Annotated in this window: 12 protein-coding genes; 4 read left to right on the top strand and 8 right to left on the bottom strand. The window is 70.0% G+C overall.

From position 1 onward, the window contains the following. Positions 1 to 35: 35 nt before the first annotated feature. Positions 36 to 2,831 (bottom strand): vWA domain-containing protein, encoded by a 2,796-nt coding sequence (locus C7H75_RS09145; RefSeq protein ID WP_175280027.1) that lies wholly within the window; start codon positions 2,829 to 2,831, stop codon positions 36 to 38. Next, a complete protein-coding gene (locus tag C7H75_RS09140) occupies positions 2,798 to 3,130 on the bottom strand; it encodes a hypothetical protein (RefSeq protein ID WP_159025982.1) in 333 nt (110 codons plus the stop codon). The genes C7H75_RS09145 and C7H75_RS09140 overlap by 34 nt, the downstream gene beginning before the upstream one ends. A 610-nt stretch (positions 3,131 to 3,740) precedes the next feature. On the opposite strand from C7H75_RS09140, the gene C7H75_RS09135 reads away from it, so the two are divergent. After that, entirely contained in the window at positions 3,741 to 4,325 is a 585-nt protein-coding gene (locus tag C7H75_RS09135; RefSeq protein WP_084960887.1) for a T3SS (YopN, CesT) and YbjN peptide-binding chaperone 1, read from the top strand. A gap of 6 nt (positions 4,326 to 4,331) precedes the next feature. On the opposite strand, the gene C7H75_RS09130 is transcribed toward C7H75_RS09135, so the two are convergent. Both C7H75_RS09130 and C7H75_RS09125 read right to left on the bottom strand, forming a co-directional pair. Then, complete coding sequence (locus tag C7H75_RS09130; protein ID WP_233281916.1) at positions 4,332 to 5,201, bottom strand: slipin family protein; 870 nt, start codon at positions 5,199 to 5,201, stop codon at positions 4,332 to 4,334. Next, positions 5,198 to 5,665, bottom strand: coding sequence for an NfeD family protein (locus C7H75_RS09125; protein WP_106851251.1), 468 nt, complete (start codon positions 5,663 to 5,665; stop codon positions 5,198 to 5,200). The genes C7H75_RS09130 and C7H75_RS09125 overlap by 4 nt, the downstream gene beginning before the upstream one ends. A gap of 140 nt (positions 5,666 to 5,805) precedes the next feature. On the opposite strand from C7H75_RS09125, the gene C7H75_RS09120 reads away from it, so the two are divergent. Then, positions 5,806 to 6,570 carry an 8-oxoguanine DNA glycosylase OGG fold protein gene (locus C7H75_RS09120; protein WP_106851250.1) on the top strand — a complete coding sequence of 255 codons (765 nt, stop codon included), beginning with the start codon at positions 5,806 to 5,808 and terminating at the stop codon, positions 6,568 to 6,570. Between the two features lie 34 nt (positions 6,571 to 6,604). Beyond that, the gene (locus C7H75_RS09115) at positions 6,605 to 7,288 is read left to right on the top strand and encodes an SIMPL domain-containing protein (protein ID WP_106851249.1); all 684 of its coding nucleotides are present in this window, start codon (positions 6,605 to 6,607) and stop codon (positions 7,286 to 7,288) included. A gap of 401 nt (positions 7,289 to 7,689) precedes the next feature. Here C7H75_RS09115 and C7H75_RS25725 read toward each other — a convergent pair whose 3' ends face one another. Continuing rightward, positions 7,690 to 8,262 (bottom strand): hypothetical protein, encoded by a 573-nt coding sequence (locus C7H75_RS25725; protein ID WP_159025981.1) that lies wholly within the window; start codon positions 8,260 to 8,262, stop codon positions 7,690 to 7,692. A 613-nt stretch (positions 8,263 to 8,875) separates the two neighbouring features. Here C7H75_RS25725 and C7H75_RS25720 point away from each other — a divergent pair. Beyond that, complete coding sequence (locus C7H75_RS25720) at positions 8,876 to 9,157, top strand: hypothetical protein (RefSeq protein WP_081185398.1); 282 nt, start codon at positions 8,876 to 8,878, stop codon at positions 9,155 to 9,157. 3 nt (positions 9,158 to 9,160) lie between these two features. Here the strand turns inward: C7H75_RS25720 and recD are convergent, their stop codons facing one another. From recD to recC, 3 genes are read right to left on the bottom strand one after another with little or no spacing between them, the layout of a single operon-like run. Next, entirely contained in the window at positions 9,161 to 11,005 is a 1,845-nt protein-coding gene (gene recD / locus C7H75_RS09100; RefSeq protein WP_106851246.1) for an exodeoxyribonuclease V subunit alpha, read from the bottom strand. Continuing rightward, positions 11,002 to 14,304 (bottom strand): UvrD-helicase domain-containing protein, encoded by a 3,303-nt coding sequence (locus tag C7H75_RS09095; RefSeq protein WP_084848496.1) that lies wholly within the window; start codon positions 14,302 to 14,304, stop codon positions 11,002 to 11,004. Before C7H75_RS09095 ends, recD begins: the two co-directional genes overlap by 4 nt. A 14-nt stretch (positions 14,305 to 14,318) precedes the next feature. Further along, positions 14,319 to 17,576 (bottom strand): exodeoxyribonuclease V subunit gamma, encoded by a 3,258-nt coding sequence (recC, locus tag C7H75_RS09090; protein WP_084848453.1) that lies wholly within the window; start codon positions 17,574 to 17,576, stop codon positions 14,319 to 14,321. Between the last annotated feature and the right edge of the window lie 258 nt (positions 17,577 to 17,834).

Raw genomic sequence — 17,834 nt, 5'->3', positions numbered from 1 at the left:
CGAGAGAGCTTGAAGCTGAAAAGTTGGTCCGCGGCCTAGGAACTCGGCGGCCGGAACGGATCGAACGGGTCCGTTGCCGGCGTGCCGGCGGATGGACCGGCGGGCGGGAACCCTGGCGTGGGCGCAGGGCCCGAACCACTGCGCGCGGCCGTAGCCGCAGGTGTCCCGAACGGGTCGTAGGTCGCGGTGGGTGCGAATCCGGACGGCACCGAACCGGTCGGCGACGGGGCGGCCGGTCCGCCACTGGCCGGAATCTCGGACTTGGCGTTCGCACCGCTTCTCAGGGAGCGCAGCACCGCCGGAAGTCGCTTGGTCATGTCGTCGACCAGCCGGGCTCGACGCTCGGGGGTGGCGCTGCCACCGACAAGCAACAACACACTGGCCATATCCGCGGGACCTGCCGGATCGTGCAGCACGACCCACGAGTTGTGAACGGCCAACGGCAGTCTCGCATCCCCGTTCCGGTCGACTGCAGGCGTAGAGCTCGACGCCGAACGCTTACCAGCCGCGTGCGCAACGACGTACCCGGCACCGAACGGGGACACCCCGATCCGGACGTCAAGTTCTGCACCGGCCACGGACAGCTGGCGCGCAGGCTTGTCCAACCCCGGCACGAGTGCGATCAAGTCGGTGTCCCGGAGCGCGAAGGGCTCGCCGTCCCGCATAACCTCGTCGTCGACGACGGTGATCGGAATCTGTTGGGCCTTGAGCGTTTCGGCCGGGATTCGGGATGTCCGACGCTTGACGAGGTAGAGCAAGGCCGGCGGGATCGCCACGCTGACCACCATCACCGCCAGGAAAACCAGCCAGAAACGGCTGCTGTCCAAGGGCTTCTGCAGATCGGCGGAGAACGGCACCTCGATCGGCATGGCACGGTCCGGTTCGCCAGTCGGGGCGACCATCACCCGGATCGACCCGTTGACCGGGCCGTTGACTGCGTTCTCGACCTGGAGTTCTACCGGCAATGAAGCCTGAGCACCTTCGTCGACCTGCACGCAGTCGGCGGCAGACGTCCCACCGTTGCCCGACACTGCCACATCGCCCGCCCCCTCCGGAGTGGCGTCGATCCGGGCCGGCGCCGAAGGCTCGAGCCAGACGCACCCGGGCCCTACGACACCGAGATTGGTGGTGAAGATCCCTGCCCCCTCGATCGTCCCGAAGTCGAGGCGCGTCGGCAGTGTCGGGTAGCCGATCGGCGGCGCGACCGCCAGCGGAACGTCGACCGACTGGGGCGTCAGGACGGTGCCCGGTTCGATGATTGCGCCCGACGGGCTCTTCGCATCGGCGGTGGTGACCTCGAGCGTCAGCCGCATCCTGGCAGCACCGGGAGCCACCTCGCTCAGGTCGAGCGCGAGCGGCTCACCGAGGCGATCCTTCGGGATCTTCATCGCCAAGTCGTGGGTGACATTCGCACTGTCGCTCAGCGATACCGACAGCTGCGCGCTACCGAGGATCCTCGAAGGCGTCACCTCACGGCGGTCGGCGTCGACGATGCCGAGGCGGACGGCGGACGTCTTCTCGCCGCTGTGGATCACGGTGGTGTCCTGCCCGAGCCACGCGGGGAAAAGATTGCCGGAGATATGGATGTTCGACTTGGACCGCGCAGTCGGCACAGACCCGGTGGGGTCGACGAATGCGAGCGCCCACATGCCCTGCCACTGCGCCGCCTTGTCGTGGCGCATTGTGAACGACACCGACCGGGGCGACAGCCATTCGTATTCGACCGGAACGTCACCGACACGAACCGTCGTCGGGCTGCCGATGCTGGTACGAGGTAGCGCGACTTCGTCACCGCGCGGGGATACCAGCGTCGGGACGAGCCCCTCGGCGTCAGCGAAGCCGAGAACGGTCGCCGAGCTGATCGAGTCGTCCAGGACGAAGCGATGCTGGGCCTCCCCGCAGACGGTGAAGGCGCACACTCCCGTCTCACGTTCGATCGGCGCCTGCCCCGGCGTGCTGAACGAGTCGAACGCGAAGAGCAGGTCGTCGATGTTCTCCGTGACGTAGAAGTCTCCGGGGCGCGGCGACGCAATCGTCCCGCACGTCCCGGTCGCGCCGGGATCGCCGGTCGCGATGGCTCGCATGAGGTCGAAGTCGGCGGCCTCGGCGGTGCCGGCCGCGAGACCGACACCGAAAGTCACGACCCCTGACGAACGGAGCTGATCGGCGACCCCACCGGGACGGCAGATCGATCCCTGCGCGGCCTCCGCAACCCTCCGCACATCCGCTTCGGTGCGCAGTGAAATTCCAGGTGCGTAGGGTTTTTCAGCGTCCCGCTCGGTGTAGTCCAGCTTGCCGTCGGAGAACCATGCCAGCGACTGGCAGCGGTTGCCGCCGTCGGCGGCCCGGCCGCGTTCGGCCAGCGTTTCACGAGCGCCATCCAGAGCGATCCGATAGTCCGTGTCGATTCCGGTGGTCCTGCTCCGGAATTCGTCGACCGACCGCTGCAACCCGGGGAGCGAGGCACTGTCGAGACGCTGCCAGTCCGAGTGCACGACGAAGCCGTCCGAGAAGCCTGCCAACGACACGTCGAGACGCACGCCCGCCGAGTCGCCAAACGAACTTAACTGGCTCAGCAGGTAATTCGCCGCGGACGCACGCGCTGCGTCGGGGTCGGACGCCTGCAGACTGGCCGATTCATCGATCATCAATAACACATCGCCCTCGCGCTGGGCGGCAAGGCACGCGCCGAAGTCGGCAACCGCGGATGGGGCAGACTGGGCTGCCGCGACGGAGTCGACGAATAGGCCGGAAGCGAGTGCGGTCAGCGTTGTCGCCGCGAGTGCAATAGCGCGTTTCACAGTCGGCCGGCCCAATCCGCGATCGACCATGCCCCGAGGACGACGCCCACGAATGCCACCGCGACGGCAACCCCGTAGGCGCGCTCCACCACCTTGGACCTTGCATACACCGGCATTGCCCGCTTCCGTGTGTCGAGCGTCGTGAACAGGGCCAACATCCCGAAAGCCAACAGTCCGGCCAGCGCCCAGCCGACGAAGGCGAACAGCACCGATCCGCCGCTCACAGAGACAACCGTGAGGGCGATCCCGATCACCGCAGCGAGGCCTGCGTACGCCAGCCACTGCACCGGCGGCTTCCCCTGCGCCACTGCGGCCGTCGGGCGTGGCACAGGCACAGCGAAGGCGTCCCCGGGCAACACCGTCTCGGAGGAGGATGCTGGCGGGGTCGGGTCCGTCGGCCCCATAAATGGGCTGAACAACGGTCCTGCGGCAGCCGAACCGAGGGGAGACTGCTTGTCCCCGCCACTGCGACTACTCGCGTAATCGCTGAAGTCGAACGGGTCATGCGCTGAGGACATGCAGTTCCTATCTGGGGTCGGCTCGTGCGTGTCCACCTCACGGGGCCGCGGGAGGGAAAGCGTAGAAAGTTCAACAGTCAACGATCGGCGATCGTACATCGAACCAAACGGTCACTTGGCTAGTTCGCGGATAGATATATCAGCTCGGTCCGACAGCCGAAGCGGCGCCCATCCCGGTCGCTGACAACCAGCCAGCTCACTCGATCCGATGCTCGTGACACTCGCGGTTTACGTCGCCGCCAGATTTCGAGGGGCCATTACTGATCAGCAACTCCAGGATTGGCCCGAAGCACCGAACACGCGTGGTGGTGTAGCCGGTCATGCACTGGGAAATCCGGTTCGCTACCGTGAAGCGCCACCACAAATCACCAACTTCGCAGCGTCAACCGTTCTATCCGGCCGGCGCCGGACGGGGGAACCAATGACCGAGCACGACACCACCGACCAGCCGCTTCAGCTCGATGGCGCGTTCGCGATCGCGACGGACAGCCGGGAGCAGCTGCACGCCCTGTCCCTCCGTACTCTGACCGAACTCCTCGGCAGCGCGCCTGAGGTCGACGAGGACGGCGACATCGCGATCCCGGTCCACGGCTTCGGGCTCTACGTCACGGTCGCGGAGGACGGGCCGCAGCTGCACGTGTGGGCTTCGATCCTCTCGGAGCTCGGCGACGGCGCCGTGGCCGTGCAGAACCTGCCGGAGTTGTCCGCCGAGTGGCCGCGCCTGCGCTTCACGATCGAGGACGGGCACCTGCTGGTCTCGACGCTGGTCGACGCCGACCCGTTCGCGCCGCAGCACCTGATCAACCTGGTCGACGAGATCCACGAGCTCACCCACGACCTCGACGACGACTTCGCCGCCAAGCTGGGCGGCGTCCTCGACTGCGACGCCGACGACGACTCCTACGCCGGTGGCTGCGGCGGCTGCGGTGACGACTGCGCATGCGGCGACGGCCACGACGCCGGCGACCTCGGCGAGACTATCCCCGTCGGGAAGCCGTCGAACTGACGCTCGCTACTTAGTCGCCCGCTGGGCGTCGGCCCGCACCGACGTCCAGCCGGCGATGAGCGACTCCATGTCGGTCCGCCCCCGCAACGCGGGCCTGTCCTTGCTCGTCGAAGGCGCCGGCACCGAGTCCCCCGCCAGAAAAGGCCGCACCAGATCGATCGGCACCGGAAACACCACCGTCGACGTGCTCTCCCCACCCAGCTCCCCCAGCGTCTGCAGGTAACGCAACTGCAGGGTGGTCGGGTTCCGGCTGATGATGTCCGCGGCCTCGGCGAGCCGCGCCGACGCCTGGAACTCCGCCTCGGCATTGATGATCTTGGCGCGCCGCTCGCGCTCGGCCTCCGCCTGCCGCGCGATGGCCCGCTGCATGTCCCGCGGAATCTCCACGTCCTTGATCTCCACCGTGGTGACCTTCACGCCCCACGGCTCGGTTTGCTGGTCGATCACCTTCTGCAGGTCCTCGTTGAGCCGCTCCCGCTCGGCGAGCAGCGAGTCCAGCTCGGCCTTGCCGAGCACCGACCGCAACGTCGTCTGCGCGATCTGCGACGTCGCCGCGAAGTAGTCCTCCACCCCTACGATCGCCCGGTCCGCGTCCACCACCCGGAAGTACGCGACGGCGGTGACCTTCACCGGCACGTTGTCCCGGGTGATCACCTCCTGCATCGGCACGTTCAGCGTGACCGTCCGCAGGCTTACCCGCACCATCCGGTCAACCGCCGGAATCAGCAACACCAGCCCCGGACCGCGCAGGTCGACGAGCCGTCCGAGCCGAAACAGCACACCCCGCTCGTACTCGCGCAGCACCCGGACGGCGGCCGACGCGACGATCACCGCGAGCAGCGCGACGACGATGACGGCCAGAATGATGGTGGTCAACATGGCAACTCCCACGGTTCACGACGACGCACGCTCAGCGTGAGTCCACGCACCCCCTCGACGACGACGGACTCCCCCGCGCCCGGTGTGTCGGTGTAGCCGAACTCCATTCGCGCGCGCCACAATTCGCCGCCCAGCTCGACCTGCCCCTGGCGTCCGTCCCAGCTGCGGACCAGCGCCTCGGATCCGACGAGTGACTGCGCGCCGGTCCGCACGGGTTCTCGACGCGCGCTCAGCACCTTCCGACCGGTGACGGCGACCGCGCCGAGTCCGACGACACCCACACCCAGCGTCACGGGCAGTGCAATCTCGAGTCCGAGTCCTCCGGACGTGAACAGCAACCACGCCCCGGTCCCGGCCAGCAGGGTGCCGGCCACACCGAGCGCACCGTAGGTCGGAACGTGCGCCTCGATCACGATCAGCAGCACGCCCACTACCAGCGCTAACACACCCAATGCAGCCATCAGCGGTCACCTGCGAGGGCCCGGTCGCCTCGCGTAGCCACTCGCGATCGAGCCCTCACCGTCAAAGGTATGCCCGCATAGTCCGGGGTGCCACCGTGTCGCGCCCCGCCGCTGTCGGTACCTGGTGCAATCATCGCCACATGCATCTGCTCGACGACGGGTTCACGCCACCGGAGGCCAGCGTGCAGTGGTGCCGCGCCCGCGCCTATCCGCTGCACGTCCTCGACGACAGCGCGCACGTCGACCTCGACTGGTGGAACTACCACCTGCGCGAGCACGGGCACCAGATCGTCCTGCACGGACGGGATCTCGACGGTCGGGTGGTCGACCGCGGCGTCGCCGTCGTCCAACGCAACGACCTGCAACTCGGGAGCGAACTGGTCGACTCCGACCACGACGCCCTCGGCCTCCTTTTCCTGTGCGCGGCCTGGCGCAGCGCGCACCGGAGCCGCCGCGCCACCCGCCGCCTGCCCGACGTCTTCAACCCCTACGCCGAGCGCGATCCGCTCGCCAAGATCAAGAACGTGCTCGACCGGTGTGCCAAGGACAAGCGGATCCCCGAGCAGTCGGGCGACGCGTGGTCGGGCTGGCCGGACATGCCTGGCGTCGGGGTGCCGCTGATGGCGCTGTTCATGTGGGCGGTCGGTGTGCGACGCGACGGCGTCCGCGCCCAGCTGATCGACCAGCACGGCGTCTCGACGCTCATTCATGAGGGCTGGCTCGAGGAGCCATCGGTCAGCGGGTTCACACTCCGCCGCTACGACCGCTATCTGCAACTGCTCAGCGCCTGGGCGATGCAGCTGGGCACCGACCCGGAGCTGATCGAGATGTGGTTGGTCCAACGCTGGAACGCCCGCGTGCAGGAGGCACGCAGCGGCGCCCGCGCCGAGCCGACCCTGTTCTGAAGCCCCTGCAGCACTTCTCGGGGACACTGGCCTCATGCCGACCAATCCCGTCACGATCACCGTCACCGGCCACGCCGAACGCCCGGTCCCGCCCAATCGCGCTGTGGTCCATCTGAACATCGAGTTCGACGCCGCCACCCGCGCCGAGGCGGCCGACGCCGCGATCTCGTCAGCCGCCGCTCTCACGCAACTCGTCGGTTCGCTCGAGAAGGACGCTGGCCGGCCGCTGCGCCGCTGGTCCCTCGATCAGGTGCAACACTCCCGCTACCGCCCGTATCACCCGCAGGGCAAGAAGCTGCCCTGGAACTACCGGTCGACGGCCACTGCAGCCGTGACGTTCCGCGATCTCGACGCCGTCGCCTCGTTCGTCGACCGGGCATCGGCGATCGAGGGAGTCAACATCACGCATCTGGAGTGGAAGCTCACCCGCAAGGCCAACGCGAAGGCGGTGGCGCGGGTCCGGGACCTCGCGGCCCAGGACGCGCTCGCCAAGGCGAAGGGCTACACCCGCAGCCTGGGCTGCAAGCGCATCGAGGCCGTCGCCCTGGCCGACCCGGGCATGCTGAATGCAGGGCAGCGACCCGATTTCGGCGCGCCCACCATGCGGGCGATGGCGGCGTCGGCAGCCGTCCAGGACACCGAACTCCCCACGGTCAAGTTGGCACCGGAGCCTCTTCGTATTACGGCCGATGTCGAGGCACGGTTCGAGGCGTACTGACCGGTCCGGCCATACCGCGTTCCACGCCCGTCTCCCGTCCGGTCCCTCGGTGAAGCCGCGGATCAGCGCGATCGCCCGGTCGCGGAACCGGTCGGTGGGCCTCAATGCGACCCGCTGGGCGGGGTCCTGGGCGATCCAGCCGATCCGCTTCGTGATCGCGCGCGCCAACTGCTGCACCAGTCCGAACAGGCCCTCGACGTCCGGAAGCGCCTGTTCGGCGAGCAGACCGATCCGAATGTCTCTCGCGCATACGGTGACGGACAGACCAATCGGCTCGTCTGCCAGGAGAAGAGCACCTCTTCGTCGGCAACGTCACCGCGCACCGCCTCCCGGAACAGATCGCGTACACAGGCCTCCACTTGCGCGGGGGTCTTTTCGCGTGCAATTTATCCCTCCTCGAACTACCGGAGGTCGAATGCCGCGTCGAACTCCCGATCGAGCTCGAACAACGTCGCCCACCGCAACACGAACAGCACGAACTCGCTCGGCGCCGGCCCAGACGTCTCCACGACCGTCACCTCGTTGTTCCCCACCTCGATCCGCCATGATGCACCGTCCTGCCGCATCGCCAGCACCGTCCCGTACATCGAATGATTGAACGTGAACTGCTGCAGGCCTTCGGGATACACACGCCCCGGCATCGGATCTTCGAGTTCACGCTGCACACGGGCGCCCGACCTGAGGAACGTATCGATCAGATAGCTCATCCAATCGGACGAACGGTAGATCTTCTCGTGCCCGTCCCACACCAGCCGGGAGCCATCCTCGCTGGGCACCCACGGGCACCACCACCCTGGCTGGTCTGCCGGCGGCCTATTGGTCTTCCGGGCAGCAGCCGCCGGATCCAACGCGTACAGCCCGCGTGGACTCGCCATCCGGCGCGACTCACTGAACTGCCGAAGGTATTCCCGCTCTGCCTCGTTCAGCGGTGGATCGACGTGAATCTCCCCGGTGAACATCGTCGCGTAACCCATAGGCGCTCCCCCAGAACTGTTGAGTACCTGGTTTGATGCGCGCCGGCACGGATCGGTTCCCTCGCAGCAGGACGGAATCTGGCGCACTTGTGCGAACGCGGAGCGAACGGTACAAAGTCGAGCGTTTTGTACAGAACGAATGTGACCCAAAATTGCTGTCCCACCCGGAGCCGACCCAGCCCGTAAATCAGGCCCCGCCCCGTGAAGACTTGTGCTGAGCCACGACAGGAGACTATGCATACCGATCGTGGCTCCCTCAACGACGGACCAGGTCGCGTTCCCGCTACGAGCAGGGTCTGAAGACGAACTCGGCCGATGGAAAGATCGAGCCCAGGCACGCAAGGTCATGCGATTCGTCGCAGTCCCGATGCCCGAACTCTGCGTGGCACACGGCGAACCGGGCACGTGGTCGAAACTTTTCCGGTGCTACTCGCGGCCCACGACCGACTTCGATCGCAAGTCACGTCGATCGCAACTACTGCACGATCTCGTGTTCACCTCGGACCGGATCTTCCGACAAGTGAACCGCCTGGCGACGGCCTACTCGACCACCGTCACAACGCATGGCTGCGCCAGATGCCGAGCCTGGCTCCGCCTACGACGTGCCCGGTCCGTGGCGCTGCTCGTGGTCGCGCTGTTCCTGCTGATCGCCGTGCCGATGACGCTGGCCGAGTCCTCACAAGACGGTCTCGTAGCCCTTTCGCTTTTCGCAGGCCTTGGCATGCTGGTGATCACCGCCGCGTCCGCGCGATGGATCAACGAGTTCGCCCGTGCGACTGTCAGCGAGGACGGCACGCGCCTGATCATCGACAACCCACACCCGGATTATGCGCGCGTCGCGGTCGCGATGGGCGCCGAACGAAACCCGCTCCGCGAGCGCACCGAGGAGCACTAGGGCTCAGCCCCGCCGCAACCCACTCGCCCGCAGGACCCGCCGCCCCACGGCAGCGCGAACGGCCGCCTCCGTCCCCACGATCCGCACATGCGTCCGTGCACGGGTGATGGCGGTGTAGAGCAGTTCCCGGGTGAGCAGCGACGACTCCTCACCCGGCAGGATCACCGAGACCACGTCGTACTGGCTGCCCTGGCTGCGGTGAATCGTCATGGCGTACACCGTCTGTACCGACGCCAGGTGGCTCAGGTGCACCAGATAGGGCTCCTCGCCGCGCGCGAAGGCGGCGACCAAGTCACCATCCGAGCCCTCGACCACAACCCCGGTGTCACCGTTGTAGATCCGCATCTCGTGGTCGTTCGCGGTCACCATCAGCGGCTGCCCCGCATACCAGCGCTCCGGATCCAGCCGGCCCCCCGTTGCCTCGCCGATCCACGTCATCGCGTTGCGGGCCCACCACGACGCTCCGAACGGGCCCTCCCGATGCGCGCACAGCAGTCGGTGCTTCTCCGACGCCCGCACCGCGCCCGCAGCGTCACCGGCGAGGGCCGCGGCCGTCACCTCCGCCGACGTCGACACCACATCGGCGCGCAGCCCCGCCAGATCCTCGGGGTCGACGAACGACACGTCCGCCGCCCCGCTGCGCAGAATCTCGAGCGTGCGATCCTCATCGCCGTCCCGCACCGACACCGCCAGCTGCGCGATTGCGCCGCCGAACCGGCGGCCGCGGCTGAGTCGAATCACACCGCCCCGCAACCGGTCCCGCTCCGACGCACTCAACGCCGCCTCGGCCGGATCGTCCGACGCCGACAGGTCCGCGCCCACCACCCTCGCCAGCACCGGGTTCTCCACCCCGGTCACCGGCCGCGCGACGAGGTCCGCGAGCACCGCGCCGGCGTCCACCGACGTCAACTGGTCCGGGTCGCCGACCAGCACCAGGCGCGCCTCCGGGCGCACCGCCTCGAGCAGCCGACACATCATCGTCAGCGACACCATCGACGTCTCGTCCACCACGATCACGTCGTACGGCAGATGGTTGGTCTCGTTGAACCGGAACCGGCTGGTCCCCCGCTGCCAGCCGAGCATCCGGTGCAGCGTCATCGCCGACAGGTCCGCCCGCAGCCGCACCGCGTCGGCCTGCTCACGCACCGACTCCTGCAGCCGCGCCGCCGCCTTGCCGGTGGGCGCCGCCAGCCCGATCCGCAGTCCCGGCTGCTGCCGCTCGAGCAGCGCCAGCACCCGGGCCACGGTGTGCGTCTTGCCGGTGCCCGGACCGCCGGCGATCACCGACGTCCAGTGCGTGGCCGCGACGGCCGCCGCGATGCGCTGCCGGTCCGGGGCGTCCGAGGGCCGCGACGGGTCGGCGAAGTCCCGGAACAACTCGTCCAGTCCGGCCCGCAGCAGGTCTTCGTCGACTTTCGGGTGCCCGTGCGCGCGCTCGTCCAGGATCCGGCGCACGGTCTGTTCCTGCCGGTAGTACCGGTCCAGGTACAGCAGCCCGTCCACCAGCCGCAGCGGCCGCAGCGGCCCGGCCTGTCCGCCGACCACCAGCGGGCTCGACGCCAGCCCCTCGGCGACGACGGCGTCGTCGGGCCACGGCAGCGCCGCGGGGTCGACCTCGAACTCCTCGTCGACCGTCACCTCCCGAATCCGGCTCAGGTCCAGGCACACCGAGCCCGATCGCACCGCCCGCACCGCCAGCGCCGTCGCCAGGTGCACGGGCTCGCGGGTCTCCCCGCTGAGCGTCGCGAGCCGCAGCGCGACGTGCACGTCGGCGGCCTCGAGCACCCCGGCCTCGTTGAACTCCCGCAGCACTCCCTTGCCGCGCTGCGCGACGCGTGCCTCGATCATGCGGTCTCCTCGACACTGGCCGCCAGCAGATCCGACAGTTCCACCACCAGCGCGGCGGGCGGATCCCAGTCGAACACGCCCGCCCCGTCCGGGGTGTCGGGGCCGACCATGCCGCGCACGAACAGGTACTGCACCCCACCCAGGTGGGTCTCCGGGGTGTAGCCGGGCAGCCGCCACCGCAGATACCGGTGCAGCGCAACGGCATACAGCAGCGCCTGCAGCGGGTAGTGCGAGCGCATCATCTCCCCGGCCATCGCCTCGCGGGTGAAGTCGGCGGTGGTCACCTCGCCGGGCGCGATCCGGTTGGTCTTGTAGTCGACGATCACGAACCGGGGACCGTCCGGCCCCGACAGCCTCAGCACCGCGTCGATGCTGCCGGTGAGATAACCCCGCAGCGGCGTCGGATCCAGCGTCGCGAGCCGGTCCGCGTACGGCGCGAGGACGTCGTCGGGCGGCAGATGCTTGCGCAGCAGGTCCACGATCCGGTGCAGCGTCACCGTGAGGACCGCCGGGTCGTCGCCGCCGGCGAGGGGCAGCTCGAAGTCCAACTCCGGCAGCCGGTCTCGCGGGGTGATGTCGGCGAGGGTGCCGCCGCCGGCGAGCGGGGTCCGCAGCACCGGCAGCAGCGCCTCGGCCAGCGCCACCGGATCGACCTGCGACATCCGCGCGGCCACGGCCTCACGGCAGTGCCGCACCAGCTCGGCCTCGAGGTCGTCGGCGGCGGTGTCGACGTGCTCGAGGATCTCGTGCACCAAGGTGCCGAACACCGCGCCGTAGGGCATGGCGTTCATGGTCGACGGGATGCCCAGGGCGGGCGCGGCCGCGATGAGCGCAGGCTCCTCCGGCTCGTCCTCGATCTCCGGTTCCTCGGCCTCGCTGGTGACACCCGGATGCTCGTGCGCCGACGCGGTGAGCGCCGTGTACGACGTCCGCCGCCAGCCGGCGTCGAGCACCCGCGAGAAGACGGCGGCGGCGAGCTCCCCGGTCTCCTCCTGCGGCGGCGTCCACGACGGCTGCGGGATCGGGTCGGCGCCCACGGCCTGCACCTCCACCGTCACCGGCGCGGCCTCCGCCCAGCGGGTGAGCTGCTCGGCGACCATCGGGTCCTCGGGCACGCCGACCTTCTGCGGGACGTCGGACTCTCCCGGCTCGCGGCCGAACAGCATGCGGTGCAGCGGCGCCTCGTTGGTGGAGTACGCGGGCGCCCACCACAGCACCAGCTGGCACTGGGCGCGGGTGAGCGCGACGTACAACAGCCGCAGGTCCTCGCCCGCGGCCTCGGCGTCGCGCTGCCGTCGGCGTTCGCCGTAGCCGGGGCTGCCCTCGCCGCCGATGTCGAGGATGCGGCGCCCGTGCTCGTCGTGCAGCAGCAGCCGGTTGGGGTCGGCGTAGCGTCCGGTGCTCCATCCGAACGGCACGTACACGATCGGGTATTCGAGGCCCTTGCTGGCGTGCACGGTCGCGATCTGCACCGCGGCGGCGTCGCTGTCGAGGCGTCGGCTGCGGTCGCCTCCACCGGATTTCGGGTCCTTGATGCGGTCGGTGAGCCAACCGGTGAGCGCAGTCAGACCCAGGGACTCGTCGACGGCGACCGCGCCGAGCAGCTGCCCGATGTGCCGCAGGTCGGTGAGCGTGCGCTCGCCCGACACGATGGTGAGCAGCCGCGCCTCGAGCCCGGACTCGGCGGCGAGCCGCTCGAACAGCGCCGCGAACCCGGACTGCGCGAACACCGTCGCCAACTCCCGCAGCTGCCCTCCGACCCGGGCCACCACCTCGTCGCTGCGAGCGTCGATGTCGGCGGCGGTCCAGCCGATGAGCGGGGTGAGCGCCGCGAGCCGGACCCGGTCGGGGCGGTGCGGCTGCTCGAGCGCCTGCAGCACCTGCAGCCAGTGCGTGGCGGCGGGCGTCTCGAAGACGCTGGTGCCGCCCGCGAGCACGGACGGCACCCCGACCCGGTCCAGGGCCTCACGCACCAGCGCGATCTGGGCGTTGGTGCCGGCGAGGATCGCGACATCACCGGGTTCGACTGGCCGCGTGACACCGTTCAGTTCCAACGTGGCGCCGCTGCCGAGCAGTTCGACGATGTCGGCGGCCACGTCCGCCGCGACCCGCGAACGCAGCGCCCCGACGGCCGGATAGCCGGAGTTGTTGAGTCGTCCGGCGCCCGCGCGACACAGGTAGCGCAGCCGCAGCGGCGCCGCCCCCCGTAGCCGCGACCCCGGCTTGGCCGCGGACACCGGATGCACGACGATGTCGCGGTGCCCCAGTGCGGCCCCGCCGTGCAGATGTCCCAGTGCGGCAACCAGATCGGCGTCGCTGCGCCAGTTGGTGGTGAGCTCCTGGTGGCTGTGCGCGGAGCCGACGGCGTCGAGATAGCTGAGCACCTCCGCGCCGCGGAACGCGTAGATCGCCTGCTTGGGGTCGCCAACCAGCACCAGCGTGGAGTGCCCGTGGAACGCCGCGCGCAGGATGCCCCATTGCTGCGGGTCGGTGTCCTGAAACTCGTCGACCAGCACCACGCGGTAGCGGTCGCGCACCCGGCGGCACGCAGCCTCCCCGTGGTCGGGATCGGTGAGCACGCCGTGCAGCAGCGCGGGCAGGTCGTCGAAATCGCGAATGCCCGCGAGCCGCTTACGGCGCTGGGTCTCCTGCCGGACCGCGGTGGCGAACGCGACGGCGTCGCCGGCGCGGGTGCCCTCGGCGTCCTCCGGGGCGAGCACCGACTGCGGGTCGAAGATCGCGGCCCGGGCGGCAGCGCGGGCGTCGGCGGGCCGCAGCGTCCGGGAGTCTGCGCGGGCGAAGCGGTGCAGGAACAGGTCGGCGATCACCTCGGCGACCAGGTCCTCGGCCTCCTCGACCAGCACCGCGTCCGGGTCGCGCTCCCCAGCGATGCCGAGGCCGTCGAGCATGCGCTGGCAGAAGCTGTGGGTGGTGACGATGGTGCCGGCGTCGAAGTCCGACAGCGCCTGCATCAGCCGTCGGCGCCGCAGCGCGACCTCGGCGTCGTCGGTGGCGGCCAGGTGCGCGACGAGCGGGTCGTCGCTGCCGCGGGCCGCGGCCGGGTCTGCCAATCCGGCTGCGGCGGAGGCGAACCGCTCGCGGGTGCGTTCACGCAACTCCTTGGTGGCGGCGCGGCTGAACGTGACCAGCAGCAGCTGCGAGAGGTCGATGTCCTCCTCGGCGACGAAGCGGGCCGCGAGCCCGACGATGGCGTACGTCTTGCCGGTGCCGGCGCTGGCCTCGAGCACGGTGGTGCCCTGCGGCAGCGGCGCGAACAGGTCGAAGGCGGTGTCGGTCATGATCGCGGTGTCCGTCACGGTTCCCCCAGGGTCTCGGCCGCGAGCAACGGCCCCCACAGCACCGCGGCCTCGGTGCCGAAGCAGCTCGGTTCGTACGCCCCGGGCGGTGCGGGCTTGGCGGTGAGCACCGCCAGCTCGGCGTCCGGCCCGTGCACGAACCGGGCGTGCCGGTCCTTGCCGTCGCCGAAGTCGCCGATCCATGCGCGGTCGGCGGCCACCAGTGCCAGCTCGATGGAGCGTCCCCGGAAGCGCTGGTCCGCGTATGCCGCCGACGACGCCGCGGTCATCGGCAACGGCTCCACCAGCCCGCGATCCCGCATCTCCACCAGCCGAGTGAGGATCTCGGCCGCGTTCTCCGGTGCCGCCAGCGTCGAGCGCATCACCGGGGTGCGCCCGCTGCCGCGGCCGGTGGTGACGGCGGTGAGGTTTCCGGACCGTCCCGTCGCGGTGACCGCGAGCAACCGCACCCACGCCCCGATCCGATGTTTGGGGGCCAACCGGGAGAACGTGGTGCGCGCGATCACTTCCCCGTGTACCCCGTCCACGGTGCCGACCAGGCGTCGTCCGCCGAGGTCCACGTCGATGTCGACGGCCTCGGACGGTCCGGCGTGCACCGGCGCCGACGCGCGGGCCAGCGAATCCACCGTCCACTCGATGTCCGAGAGCGCGGCGTCACCGAGTCGGGCGGGCGGCAAGGTGCCACGCCGCCACTCCGCGGCCCGGAACGCCGCCGGATCGGCGCCGGCCAGCCGGGCACCGAGCATCCGCTCCCCGATCCCCCACCGCGCCAACGGGTCGAGCTCCAGATCGAGGGTGTCGGCGACGTCCTCGTCGAGGTCGGGCACCCGGAAACCCAGCCGCTGCCGCAGGAAACCCTGGATCGGGTTCTCCAGGAACGAGATCAGTTCGGCGAGATCGACGTCTCCGGGCTCGACCGGTGGAAGCGGTTCCGGCAGGAACGCGGGCGCCGGGACCGACGGCTGCTGCGCCGCGCGGGCACCGCCGAGTGCCGCGTGGTCGAAGCTGCGTGGGCCCACCGGATCGAAGTTGCGGGGATCGAAGGGCTGCAACGGATGCCGCTGCACCACGTCCGCCCCGGCCATCGCAGCGAGCACATCGCGCAGCTCCGCGAGCGGCACCGCCGGCGGGCGAGCAGTACCGTTGACCGGATCGGCGCCGGTGTAGAACAGCAGCAGCCTCTCACTCGCGGACATGATGGCGTCGAGCAGCAACTGGCGGTCCTCGCTACGCGGATCCCGTTCTCCCAGTAGCGGATCGCGGGCCAGCACGTCGTCGCCGTCGATGCCGGTGCCCCGAGGGAAGACATCGTCGTCGAGCCCGAGCAGCACCACCACCCGGTGCGGGACGGAGCGCATCGGCACCATCGTGCACACCGTGAGCTCCCCGGTACGGAAGTTGGCGCGGGTGGGCCGGCCGGCGAGGCGCGAGCGCAGCATCGCCCGCACGTCCGCGAGCCGGAGCTGCGTGTCGCCGCCGTGCTCGACGGCCGCGGCCAGTTCGCGGCGCGCCTGCCCCAGCTGCCACGCGTCGGCCTCGGCGACGTCGACGAGCAGGTCCAGCGCCCGGGCCAGCGCCGCCGACCACTGCTCGGCCGACTGCGGTCCGGTGAGTCCGCGCAGCGACACGTCGAGCCGGTCCACGTACTCGGCGAGGCGTCCGGTGAGGTCGATGTCGTTGCTCTCGACGTCGTCGAGCGGCAGAGCGAGCGAGAGCCATTCGCCGTCGGCATCGTCGGCCGCGGCGCCCAGCAGGATTCGGTCGAGCGCCGCCTTGAGGGTGTTCTGTTCGAACTCGCCGAGCCCGAACGCGCCGCGCTCGCGACGGCCGATCCCCCACCGCGCACCCGCGGCGACGGTCCACTCCCGCATGCGTTCGAGGTTGTCGTCGTCGAACCGGAACCGTCGGCGCACCGGCGCGGTCGCGGCCAGATCGAGGACCTGGCTGACGGTGACGCGGGAGTCCGCGAGGTCGAGGAGTGTCGCGACCACCCCGAGGACCGGATTGGTCTGGTGCAGCGCACGATCCGCCAGTCGCACCCGCAGCCGGTGACCGGGATGGGTGAGCGGCCCCTGGACGCCCTGCCCGAACGCGGCGCGCACCAGCGGTGCGTACGTCTCGACGTCTGGGCACATGACGACGACGTCGCGCGGTTCGAGCGTCGGGTCGTCCTGGAACAGGTGCAGCAGCCGTTCCCGCAGCGCCTCCACCTGCCGGGCCGGGCCGTGGCAGGAGTGGATCTCGACGGTGTCGTCGACCGGCCACGACGACGGCTGCCGGTCCGCGGCGATGTCGGACTGCAGCTGCCCGAGCAGCGTCGACGGGCGCGACGGCCCCGGGTGGTGCACGTCGACCATCCCGACGGCGCCGAGCCGCGACTGCAGCTCGCGCACGTCGCGGGCGAGACTCGCCAGCAGTGGGTGCGCGACGTCGAGCGCGCGCACGTCGTCGGCCCTGCGACGCGGCGGGTCGGTGTCGGCGAGCTCACCCCACATCTCGATGCTCGGATGCGGAATCCATACGTGCACATCGCGATTGGCGCCGATTGCGGACAGCACCGCGATCTGGTCGGTACCCAGCCGCGTCGGACCGAACAGTGACAGCCGTTCGGGCAGGTCGAGGAGGGACGGCTCGTCGCGCAGCCGCGCGCAGGCGCCATCGAGGCGCTCAGCGGGGCTGGGGCTGCCGATCCGCTCGCGCAGTCGCCGCCACAGCTGGGCCTGCCACAGCAGATCTTCGTCGAGCGGCGACGTGCCGTCGGTGTCGCGGCCGGCGGCCCAGTCGACGAGCATCCCCGGGCGCTGCGAGCCGTACGCGCGGAACAGGTCGGCCAGGTGCGCGGCGGTGCCGTAGCGGCGGCCGGCGCGATGGTCGTCGGCACCGTGACCGAGATGTCGGGCGAGGACGGTGCACCACGGCTCGGCCAGGCAGTCGTCGATCACCTGCAGCAGCGTCCACAGCATCCGCGACGGGTGCCACGGGTCGTCGTCGACCTCGTAGCCGGTGGCGGCTGCGAGCGCCTGGTCGATCAGCCGATTCGGCGACGGGAACTCGATGTTGGCGGCGACACCATCGTGGCCGGAATCACCCGCACCCAGCACGTGCGACAGCCGCTGCGTCAGCCAGCGTTCGACACCCTTCGCGGGGACCGCGATCACCTCACGCTCGAACGGGTCCGCAAGGGGCGTGACCAGCACCTGAGCGAGCGCGGACGCGAGCGTGCCGGCGCTCTCGGCGCGGTGCAACGTCAGCAAGTGCGGATCTCCCTACGGTGTCGGCGACTGTGCGGCATCGGCCAAGCATTATCACACCGATCCGACGAGTCCGATGGCTCGGGAAGCGGTGCGAACCTGTTGCTAGGCTGCCCCGCGACAGTAGTAGCCAGGGGGGCGAGTTGTCAGAATTATCCGCGGGGGCGGACTCCATACCGACCGACCGGACAGCCATCACGCTGGCCACCCGTGAACCGGACACCGAACCGCGGCACACGCTCGCCGCACCGCTGCCCGCGG

It is taken from the genome of Rhodococcus (subgen. Prescottella) equi, assembly GCF_003013675.1.
In the GTDB taxonomy this organism is placed as follows: Bacteria; Actinomycetota; Actinomycetes; order Mycobacteriales; family Mycobacteriaceae; genus Prescottella; species Prescottella equi.
The sequence above is the reverse complement of the archived record's forward strand: the minus strand, read 5'-3'. Positions and strand labels throughout refer to the sequence as shown.